Here is a 7,947-nt window from a genome sequence, read left to right as displayed (position 1 = left end):
GAGGCAGTTGAGGCAGTTGAGGCAGTTGAGGCAGTTGAGGCAGTTGAGGCAGTTGAGGCAGTTGAGGCAGTTGAGGCAGTTGAGGCAGTATCAGAATGGATTAAAAGAAAAGCCGGGACAAGCCCGGCTTTTTCTTTATCACTCAGCAGCTGCTTCAGCAGCGGCCGGGCGGTCTACCAGCTCAATATAAGCCATAGGGGCGTTGTCGCCTGCACGGAAACCGCATTTCAAAATGCGAGTATAACCGCCGGCGCGCTCCAGGTAGCGCGGGCCCAGTTCATTGAACAGCTTAGCCACGATCGCGTTATCGCGAGTACGGGCAAATGCCAGGCGACGATTAGCAACGCTATCAGTCTTGGCAAGGGTGATCAGCGGTTCAACTACACGACGCAGCTCTTTTGCCTTAGGCAGAGTCGTCTTGATGATCTCATGACGAACCAGGGAGCTGGCCATGTTGCGGAACATTGCCTGACGATGGCTGCTGTTCCGGTTCAGTTGACGACCACTCAAACGATGGCGCATGACCTTATCCTTCTAACTAAATCTGTGAAACCCGTAATCTGGATTACTCGTCAGCGATGCTGGCGGGCGGCCAGTTCTCAAGGCGCATGCCAAGAGACAGACCACGGGAGGCCAACACGTCCTTGATCTCAGTCAGGGACTTCTTACCGAGGTTAGGAGTCTTAAGCAACTCAACTTCGGTACGCTGTACCAGATCACCAATATAGTGGATAGCTTCTGCCTTCAGACAGTTCGCAGAACGAACTGTCAGCTCCAAATCATCGACAGGACGTAGCAGAATCGGATCAAACTCGGGTTTCTCTTCTTTCTTCTCGGGCACGCTGACATCGCGCAGATCCACGAAGGCTTCCAGTTGCTCGGCCAGGATAGTGGCAGAACGACGGATGGCTTCTTCAGGATCCAGGGTACCATTGGTCTCCATGTCGATGACCAGCTTGTCCAAGTCGGTACGCTGTTCCACACGTGCTGCCTCAACATTGTAGGCAATACGAACGATGGGGCTGAACGCGGAGTCCAGCAGCAGGCGACCAATAGGACGCTCTTCATCATCGTTGTGAACACGAGCAGAAGCAGGCACATAACCACGACCGCGCTGAACTTTCAGGCGCATGCTGATTTCAGCATTGGCACCAGTCAGGTGGCAGATTACGTGCTCCGGGTTTACGATCTCGACTTCATCACCGTGAGTGATATCACCAGCGGTAACGGGGCCTGTTCCAGACTTGGTCAGGGACAGAGTTACCTCGTCCTTGCCTTCCAGCTTCACAGCGATACCTTTCAGGTTGAGCAGGATTTCAAGAATGTCTTCCTGTACACCTTCTTTGCTGCTGTACTCATGCAGTACCCCGTCAATTTCGACTTCAGTAACTGCACAACCGGGCATAGATGACAGCAAAATACGACGCAGGGCGTTGCCCAGCGTGTGACCAAAGCCACGCTCGAGTGGCTCAAGAGTCACTTTCGCATGAGTCGGGCTAACTTGCTCGATGTCAACTAGCCGCGGTTTAAGAAAATCTGTTACAGAACCCAGCATTGTGTCCTCTCTTTAGAAGCTAGCTTTACTTGGAGTAAAGCTCGACGATCAGCTGTTCGTTAATGTCGGCAGACAGGTCGGAACGCTCTGGCAGACGCTTGAAAGCACCTTCCATTTTAGCGGCGTCAACCTCTACCCAAGTCGGCTTCTCACGCTGACCAGCAACTTCCAGGGAAGCTTTGATACGCGCTTGCTTCTTAGCCTTCTCACGAACGCAGATCACGTCCTCAGGGGAAACCTGGAAAGAAGGAATGTTCACAACGCGACCGTTTACCATGATGGCCTTGTGGCTCACCAGCTGACGAGATTCAGCACGGGTAGCGCCGAAGCCCATACGGTAAACAACGTTGTCCAAACGACCTTCCAGCAGCTGCAACAGGTTTTCACCGGTGTTACCCTTTTGACGGGCAGCGTCGCGGTAGTAGTTGCGGAACTGTTTTTCCAATACGCCGTAGATACGACGAACTTTTTGTTTCTCGCGCAGCTGAACACCGTAGTCGGACAGACGCGCTTTACGCGCACCGTGCTGACCAGGGGCGGTGTCAATCTTGCACTTAGAATCAATCGCACGAACACCTGACTTCAGGAAGAGGTCGGTGCCCTCACGACGGCTAAGCTTAAGCTTAGGACCGATATATCTTGCCATCTTCTTTCTCCAACAATCCTAGACCAAGTAGCTACAGCGTTATACGCGGCGCTTCTTGGGAGGACGACAACCGTTGTGCGGGATCGGAGTCACATCAGTAATGTTAGTGATGCGGAAACCAGCCGCGTTCAGGGCGCGGATGGAAGACTCACGACCGGGACCCGGACCTTTGACCATGACTTCCAGGTTCTTGACGCCATATTCTTTGGCCATCTCACCAGCGCGCTCGGCAGCTACCTGAGCAGCGAACGGGGTGGACTTACGAGAACCACGGAAACCGGAACCACCAGAAGTAGCCCAAGACAGAGCATTGCCCTGACGGTCAGTAATGGTCACGATTGTGTTGTTGAAAGATGCATGAACGTGCGCAATACCGTCGCTCACTTGCTTTTTAACGCGCTTGCGAGCACGAGTCGGAGTTTTAGCCATTTTCTACCTTCCCGTTACTTCTTGATAGCCTTGCGCGGACCCTTACGGGTACGAGCGTTGGTCTTGGTACGTTGACCACGAACAGGCAGGCTACGACGGTGACGCAAACCACGGTAGCAACCCAGATCCATCAATCGCTTGATGTTCATGGAAATCTGACGACGCAGGTCACCTTCAACGGTGAATTTACCTACTTGTTCACGCAGACTCTCAATCTGAGCTTCGTCCAGGTCTTTAATTTTCACATTCTCAGCGATACCGGCTGCGGCACAGATGGCCTTGGAGCGGGTACGACCGACGCCATAAATAGCAGTCAAAGCGATGACTGCATGCTTATGGTCAGGAATGTTAATGCCAGCGATACGGGCCACTATTCACTCCTACATATAGTAGATTACGACCACCACAAAGCCCGTGAGCGGATACGTGGCGGTCAACCAATACACAACAAAAGTTGGCTGGCTATATTAGCCAGCACAACTATTTGTTGCAAGTACTAACCGTAAAAAATTAGCCTTGGCGCTGTTTATGCTTTGGCTCGCTGCAAATCACACGCACCACACCGTGACGCTTGATGATTTTGCAGTTACGGCAGATTGCCTTAACGGAAGCACGAACTTTCATTGCTTAACTCCGTAACTACGCCGACCTTTAGCGGCCGTAGCCCTTCAGGTTGGCCTTCCTCAGGACGTCGCCATATTGATGAGACATCATATGGGTTTGTACCTGAGCCATGAAGTCCATGATAACTACCACAATAATCAGCAGCGAAGTGCCACCGAAGTAGAACTGTACGTTCCAGGCAGTCATCAAGAACTGGGGTACCAGACAGATAAAGGTTATATAGAGCGCACCTGCCAATGTCAGGCGAGTCATAACCTTATCGATGTAACGTGCTGTCTGCTCGCCCGGGCGGATCCCCGGGATAAAGGCTCCACTCTTCTTCAGGTTATCTGCTGTCTCGCGGGGGTTGAACACCAGCGCGGTATAGAAGAAGCAGAAGAAGATAATGGCTGCTGCATACAGCATCTCGTAAAGCGGTTGACCCGGCTGCAGGACCATAGAGACCTGTTGCAGGATATCAGCTACTTTACCCTCGCCCTGACCAAACCAAGAGGTAATGGTCCCCGGGAAGAGGATGATACTGGATGCGAAAATCGCAGGAATCACACCAGCCATATTCACTTTCAACGGCAGGTGTGTGCTTTGCGCGGCAAATACCTGGCGGCCTTGTTGACGTTTGGCATAGTTAACGACGATACGACGCTGACCACGCTCCACGAACACCACAAAGTAAGTCACTGCGAAAACAATCAAGCCCAGCAACAACAACAGCAGGATGTGCAATTCCCCTTGACGTGCCTGTTCGGCCGTAGCGCCAATGGCATGCGGCAGACCAGCAACGATACCTGTGAAAATAATCAACGAGATACCATTACCAATCCCACGCTCGGTAATCTGCTCACCCAACCACATCAAAAACATGGTACCGGTGACCAGACTCACAACCGCTGTGAAATAGAAGCCTAGACCCGGATTAGTCACGAGTCCATGCATCATATTCGGCAGACCGGTTGCAATACCAATGGCCTGGAAAGTTCCCAAAACCAGCGTGCCCCAACGGGTATATTGGCTAATCTTGCGACGGCCGGATTCACCTTCTTTCTTGAGTTCAGCAAGAGCGGGGTGAACCACTGTCAGCAGCTGGATAATGATCGATGCCGAAATGTACGGCATGATCCCCAACGCAAGAATAGAAGCACGCGAGAGTGCACCACCACTGAACATGTTGAACATCTCAATGATGGTGCCCTTCTGTTGCTGGAACAACTCGGCCAGTACGGCGGCGTCAATACCAGGAATCGGCACATAAGAGCCTGCACGGAAAACGATAATCGCCCCGAGAACGAAGAGCAGACGGCTCTTCAGTTCACTCAGACCACCCTGTGCTTTAACATCCAATCCTGGTTTCTTAGCCATTGTACTGATTATTCCTCGATTTTACCGCCAGCGGCCTCGATGGCTGCGCGTGCACCTTTGGTGACGGACAGACCACGAACGGTCACAGCACGGTCAATGTTGCCTGACAGAACAACTTTAGCGAACACGATGTTCTTAGTAACAACACCGGCTTGCTTCAGAGTGCTCAGGTCGACCACATCACCTTCTACCAGGGCGATTTCGTTCAGACGCACTTCGGCAGAAACCAAAGATTTGCGAGAGAAGAAACCGAACTTCGGCAGACGGATTTTCAAAGGCATCTGGCCGCCTTCGAAACCGTTGCGGACTTTACCGCCACCGGAACGAGAGGTCTGGCCTTTAACACCACGACCACCAGTCTTGCCCAGGCCGGAGCCGATACCACGACCACGACGTTGTTTTTCAGGCTTGGAACCAGCGGCCGGAGACAGAGTGTTCAGACGCATGCTTAGCCCTCCACCTTAACCATGTAATAAACCTGGTTGATCATGCCGCGTACGCAAGGAGTATCTTCCAGCTCAACGGTGTGACCAATGCGACGCAGACCCAGACCACGCAGAGTCGCCTTGTGCTTTGGCAGACGGCCGATAGAGCTGCGAGTTTGAGTTACTTTTACAGTGTTAGCCATGTCGCATTACCCCAGAATTTCTTCAACGCGCAGACCACGCTTGGCAGCGATCTGTTCCGGTGATTGACCGTGAACCAGAGCGTCTACAGTAGCGCGAACAACGTTGATTGGGTTGGTGGAACCGTAGGTCTTGGCCAGCACGTTGTGGATACCGGCAACTTCCAGAACAGCACGCATAGCGCCGCCTGCAATGATACCAGTACCTTGGGAGGCCGGCTTCATGAACACGGTGGAGCCAGAGTGAACACCACGCACCGGGTGGTGCAGAGTGCCGTTGTTCAGCTCAACCTTGTTCAGGTTACGCTTAGCCTGTTCCATTGCTTTTTGAATAGCAGCCGGAACTTCACGGGCTTTACCGTAACCGTAACCTACACGGCCGTTACCATCACCCACCACGGTCAACGCGGTGAAGGACATGATACGACCACCTTTAACAGTTTTCGAAACACGGTTTACTGCAATGAGCTTTTCTTGCAGTTCGCCGGCTTGAGATTCGACTTTAGCCATCTTCGACTCCTAGCTTAGAACTGAAGACCAGCGTCACGTGCGGCAGCTGCCAGGGCAGCGATGCGACCGTGATACTTGAAACCGGAACGATCGAAAGATACGTTCTGAACGCCTTTGGCAATAGCACGCTCAGCGATAGCCTTACCTACAGCGGTAGCAGCATCTGCGTTACCGGTGTATTTCAGAGCTTCACTGATGGCTTTCTCTACTGTGGAAGCAGAGGCCAGAACTTCGGAACCGTTGGCTGCAATAACCTGCGCATAGATATGACGCGGGGTACGGTGAACAACCAGACGGGTAGCTCCCAGTTCCTGCATCTTTTTCCGAGCACGAGTAGCACGACGGAGACGAGCTGCTTTCTTGTCCATAGTGTTACCTTACTTCTTCTTAGCTTCTTTAGTACGCACTTGCTCGTTGGCATAGCGTACACCCTTGCCCTTGTAGGGCTCCGGAGCGCGGTAAGCACGGATATCGGCGGCGACTTGGCCAACCAGCTGCTTGTCGACGCCACGCAGAACGATTTCTGTAGCAGTCGGGCACTCAGCGGTCACACCAGCCGGCAGCGCATGCTCTACCGGGTGAGAGAAGCCCAGAGCCAGCGCAACAGCATTGCCCTTGATGGAGGCTTTATAACCTACACCAACCAGCTGCAGCTTGCGCTCGAAGCCTTGGGTAACACCGATTACCATGTTGTTGACCAATGCACGGGCAGTACCGGCCTGAGCGTCAGCACCAGCGATGCTGCCGCGCGGGGCGAACTTCAGTACATTGTCTTCTTTGGTCACTTCTACACCGGCGTGAATAGAGCGAACCAGAGAACCTTTACCACCTTTGATGGTCAGTTCCTGGCCGTTCAGAGTCACCTCTACGCCAGCAGGAATAGTGACGGGTGCCTTAGCAACACGAGACATTTCCTACCTCCTATTAAGCGACGTAGCAGATGATCTCACCGCCCATGCTTGCTTTGCGAGCAGCACGGTCAGTCATCACACCTTTAGACGTGGACACGATAGCAACACCGAGACCGCCCATAACTTTCGGCAGATCAGTAGTGCGCTTGTAAATACGCAGGCCTGGACGGCTTACGCGTTGGATCAGTTCTACAACTGGCTTGCCCTGGAAATATTTCAGTTCAATTTCCAGTTCCGGCTTCACGTCACCAGCTACGGAGTAGCCAGCGATGTAACCTTCTTCTTTCAGCACTTTGGCGATAGCCACTTTCAGCTTGGAAGAAGGCATGGAAACCGCAACTTTGCTCGCCGCCTGACCGTTACGGATGCGGGTCAGCATATCCGCGATCGGATCTTGCATGCTCATAAGTCTAACTCCCGAGATTCGTTACCAAGAAGCCTTCTTCAGGCCCGGAATTTCGCCCTTCATGGCATGCTCACGCACCTTGATGCGAGACAGGCCAAACTTGCGCAGGAAACCGTGCGGACGACCAGTAATATTGCAACGGTTACGCTGGCGGGACGGACTGGAATCACGGGGCAGCTGTTGCAGTTGCAGTACAGCATCCCAACGCGCTTCTTCAGAAGCGTTCATGTCAACGATGATAGCTTTCAGCTCGGCACGCTTGGTCGCGTACTTGGCTACCAGCTTGGCACGCTTTGCTTCGCGCGCTTTCATGGATGTTTTAGCCATAACCCTAACCTTACTTGCGGAATGGGAAGTTAAAGGCAGCCAGCAGAGCACGGCCTTCTTCATCGGTATTCGCGGAAGTGGTGATGGTGATATCCAGACCACGGACGCGATCGACTTTGTCATAGTCGATTTCCGGGAAGATGATCTGCTCACGCACGCCCATGGAGTAGTTACCACGACCGTCGAACGCTTTAGCGTTCAGGCCACGGAAGTCACGGATACGCGGTACGGAGATGCAGATCAGCCGTTCCAGGAACTCCCACATACGCTCGCCACGCAGGGTTACTTTACAACCTATCGGGTAGCCTTCACGAATCTTGAAGCCCGCAACAGATTTGCGAGCTTTGGTGATCAGCGGCTTCTGACCGGAAATGGCAGCCATATCGGCAGCAGCATTTTCCAGCAATTTCTTGTCAGAGATCGCTTCACCAACACCCATGTTCAGGGTGATTTTCTCGATCCGAGGGACTTGCATGATAGTCTTGTAACCGAACTGCTTGGACAGTTCATTTACTACATCGGATTTGTAGTAATCATGCAGTTTCGCCATCGTTAAAC

15 protein-coding genes are annotated in these 7,947 nt (G+C 52.8%); all 15 read right to left on the bottom strand.

The window, feature by feature from the left end; translation table 11 throughout:
* Positions 1-138: 138 nt before the first annotated feature.
* Positions 139-522 carry a 50S ribosomal protein L17 gene (gene rplQ, locus OKC31_RS13190; RefSeq protein WP_005307999.1) on the bottom strand — a complete coding sequence of 128 codons (384 nt, stop codon included), beginning with the start codon at positions 520-522 and terminating at the stop codon, positions 139-141.
* Between the two features lie 43 nt (positions 523-565).
* A complete protein-coding gene (locus OKC31_RS13185; RefSeq protein ID WP_005307997.1) occupies positions 566-1,555 on the bottom strand; it encodes a DNA-directed RNA polymerase subunit alpha in 990 nt (329 codons plus the stop codon).
* A gap of 25 nt (positions 1,556-1,580) precedes the next feature.
* Positions 1,581-2,201 carry a 30S ribosomal protein S4 gene (gene rpsD, locus OKC31_RS13180; RefSeq protein ID WP_005340600.1) on the bottom strand — a complete coding sequence of 207 codons (621 nt, stop codon included), beginning with the start codon at positions 2,199-2,201 and terminating at the stop codon, positions 1,581-1,583.
* A 39-nt stretch (positions 2,202-2,240) separates the two neighbouring features.
* Positions 2,241-2,630 carry a 30S ribosomal protein S11 gene (rpsK, locus tag OKC31_RS13175; protein ID WP_005307993.1) on the bottom strand — a complete coding sequence of 130 codons (390 nt, stop codon included), beginning with the start codon at positions 2,628-2,630 and terminating at the stop codon, positions 2,241-2,243.
* 14 nt (positions 2,631-2,644) lie between these two features.
* The gene (gene rpsM, locus OKC31_RS13170) at positions 2,645-3,001 is read right to left on the bottom strand and encodes a 30S ribosomal protein S13 (RefSeq protein ID WP_005307991.1); all 357 of its coding nucleotides are present in this window, start codon (positions 2,999-3,001) and stop codon (positions 2,645-2,647) included.
* A gap of 139 nt (positions 3,002-3,140) precedes the next feature.
* Positions 3,141-3,254 carry a 50S ribosomal protein L36 gene (gene rpmJ / locus OKC31_RS13165; protein ID WP_005319705.1) on the bottom strand — a complete coding sequence of 38 codons (114 nt, stop codon included), beginning with the start codon at positions 3,252-3,254 and terminating at the stop codon, positions 3,141-3,143.
* Positions 3,255-3,281: 27 nt separating this feature from the next.
* Positions 3,282-4,610, bottom strand: coding sequence for a preprotein translocase subunit SecY (secY, locus tag OKC31_RS13160; protein WP_005340602.1), 1,329 nt, complete (start codon positions 4,608-4,610; stop codon positions 3,282-3,284).
* 8 nt (positions 4,611-4,618) lie between these two features.
* On the bottom strand, positions 4,619-5,056 hold the full coding sequence (gene rplO, locus OKC31_RS13155) for a 50S ribosomal protein L15 (protein WP_005340604.1): 438 nt from the start codon (positions 5,054-5,056) through the stop codon (positions 4,619-4,621).
* Positions 5,057-5,058: 2 nt separating this feature from the next.
* The gene (gene rpmD, locus OKC31_RS13150) at positions 5,059-5,238 is read right to left on the bottom strand and encodes a 50S ribosomal protein L30 (protein ID WP_005307985.1); all 180 of its coding nucleotides are present in this window, start codon (positions 5,236-5,238) and stop codon (positions 5,059-5,061) included.
* 6 nt (positions 5,239-5,244) lie between these two features.
* Positions 5,245-5,745 carry a 30S ribosomal protein S5 gene (gene rpsE / locus OKC31_RS13145; RefSeq protein WP_005340605.1) on the bottom strand — a complete coding sequence of 167 codons (501 nt, stop codon included), beginning with the start codon at positions 5,743-5,745 and terminating at the stop codon, positions 5,245-5,247.
* Between the two features lie 14 nt (positions 5,746-5,759).
* The gene (gene rplR / locus OKC31_RS13140; protein ID WP_005340606.1) at positions 5,760-6,113 is read right to left on the bottom strand and encodes a 50S ribosomal protein L18; all 354 of its coding nucleotides are present in this window, start codon (positions 6,111-6,113) and stop codon (positions 5,760-5,762) included.
* 9 nt (positions 6,114-6,122) lie between these two features.
* On the bottom strand, positions 6,123-6,656 hold the full coding sequence (gene rplF / locus OKC31_RS13135) for a 50S ribosomal protein L6 (protein WP_005340607.1): 534 nt from the start codon (positions 6,654-6,656) through the stop codon (positions 6,123-6,125).
* 13 nt (positions 6,657-6,669) lie between these two features.
* Positions 6,670-7,062, bottom strand: a complete 393-nt coding sequence (gene rpsH, locus OKC31_RS13130) for a 30S ribosomal protein S8 (RefSeq protein ID WP_005307980.1) — start codon at positions 7,060-7,062, stop codon at positions 6,670-6,672.
* Between the two features lie 21 nt (positions 7,063-7,083).
* On the bottom strand, positions 7,084-7,389 hold the full coding sequence (rpsN, locus tag OKC31_RS13125) for a 30S ribosomal protein S14 (RefSeq protein WP_005340609.1): 306 nt from the start codon (positions 7,387-7,389) through the stop codon (positions 7,084-7,086).
* 10 nt (positions 7,390-7,399) lie between these two features.
* Positions 7,400-7,939: a 50S ribosomal protein L5 gene (gene rplE / locus OKC31_RS13120; RefSeq protein ID WP_005331162.1), complete on the bottom strand. Its 540-nt coding sequence runs from the start codon at positions 7,937-7,939 to the stop codon at positions 7,400-7,402.
* Positions 7,940-7,947 lie beyond the last annotated feature (8 nt).

This window comes from Aeromonas sp. Y293-4, assembly GCF_027705905.1.
In the GTDB taxonomy this organism is placed as follows: Bacteria; Pseudomonadota; Gammaproteobacteria; order Enterobacterales; family Aeromonadaceae; genus Aeromonas; species Aeromonas veronii.
This window is presented reverse-complemented; position numbering and strand designations above follow the sequence as displayed.

What these genes read in the sequence shown, in the direction of transcription:
- OKC31_RS13185 (WP_005307997.1), bottom strand. Translation starts at nt 1,555, where the DNA reads ATGCTGGGTTCTGTAACAGATTTTCTTAAACCGCGGCTAGTTGACATC.
- rpmJ (WP_005319705.1), bottom strand. Translation starts at nt 3,254, where the DNA reads ATGAAAGTTCGTGCTTCCGTTAAGGCAATCTGCCGTAACTGCAAAATC.
- rpsD (WP_005340600.1), bottom strand. Translation starts at nt 2,201, where the DNA reads ATGGCAAGATATATCGGTCCTAAGCTTAAGCTTAGCCGTCGTGAGGGC.
- rpmD (WP_005307985.1), bottom strand. Translation starts at nt 5,238, where the DNA reads ATGGCTAACACTGTAAAAGTAACTCAAACTCGCAGCTCTATCGGCCGT.
- rpsN (WP_005340609.1), bottom strand. Translation starts at nt 7,389, where the DNA reads ATGGCTAAAACATCCATGAAAGCGCGCGAAGCAAAGCGTGCCAAGCTG.
- rplE (WP_005331162.1), bottom strand. Translation starts at nt 7,939, where the DNA reads ATGGCGAAACTGCATGATTACTACAAATCCGATGTAGTAAATGAACTG.
- rplF (WP_005340607.1), bottom strand. Translation starts at nt 6,656, where the DNA reads ATGTCTCGTGTTGCTAAGGCACCCGTCACTATTCCTGCTGGCGTAGAG.
- secY (WP_005340602.1), bottom strand. Translation starts at nt 4,610, where the DNA reads ATGGCTAAGAAACCAGGATTGGATGTTAAAGCACAGGGTGGTCTGAGT.
- rplR (WP_005340606.1), bottom strand. Translation starts at nt 6,113, where the DNA reads ATGGACAAGAAAGCAGCTCGTCTCCGTCGTGCTACTCGTGCTCGGAAA.
- rpsE (WP_005340605.1), bottom strand. Translation starts at nt 5,745, where the DNA reads ATGGCTAAAGTCGAATCTCAAGCCGGCGAACTGCAAGAAAAGCTCATT.
- rplQ (WP_005307999.1), bottom strand. Translation starts at nt 522, where the DNA reads ATGCGCCATCGTTTGAGTGGTCGTCAACTGAACCGGAACAGCAGCCAT.
- rpsK (WP_005307993.1), bottom strand. Translation starts at nt 2,630, where the DNA reads ATGGCTAAAACTCCGACTCGTGCTCGCAAGCGCGTTAAAAAGCAAGTG.
- rpsH (WP_005307980.1), bottom strand. Translation starts at nt 7,062, where the DNA reads ATGAGCATGCAAGATCCGATCGCGGATATGCTGACCCGCATCCGTAAC.
- rplO (WP_005340604.1), bottom strand. Translation starts at nt 5,056, where the DNA reads ATGCGTCTGAACACTCTGTCTCCGGCCGCTGGTTCCAAGCCTGAAAAA.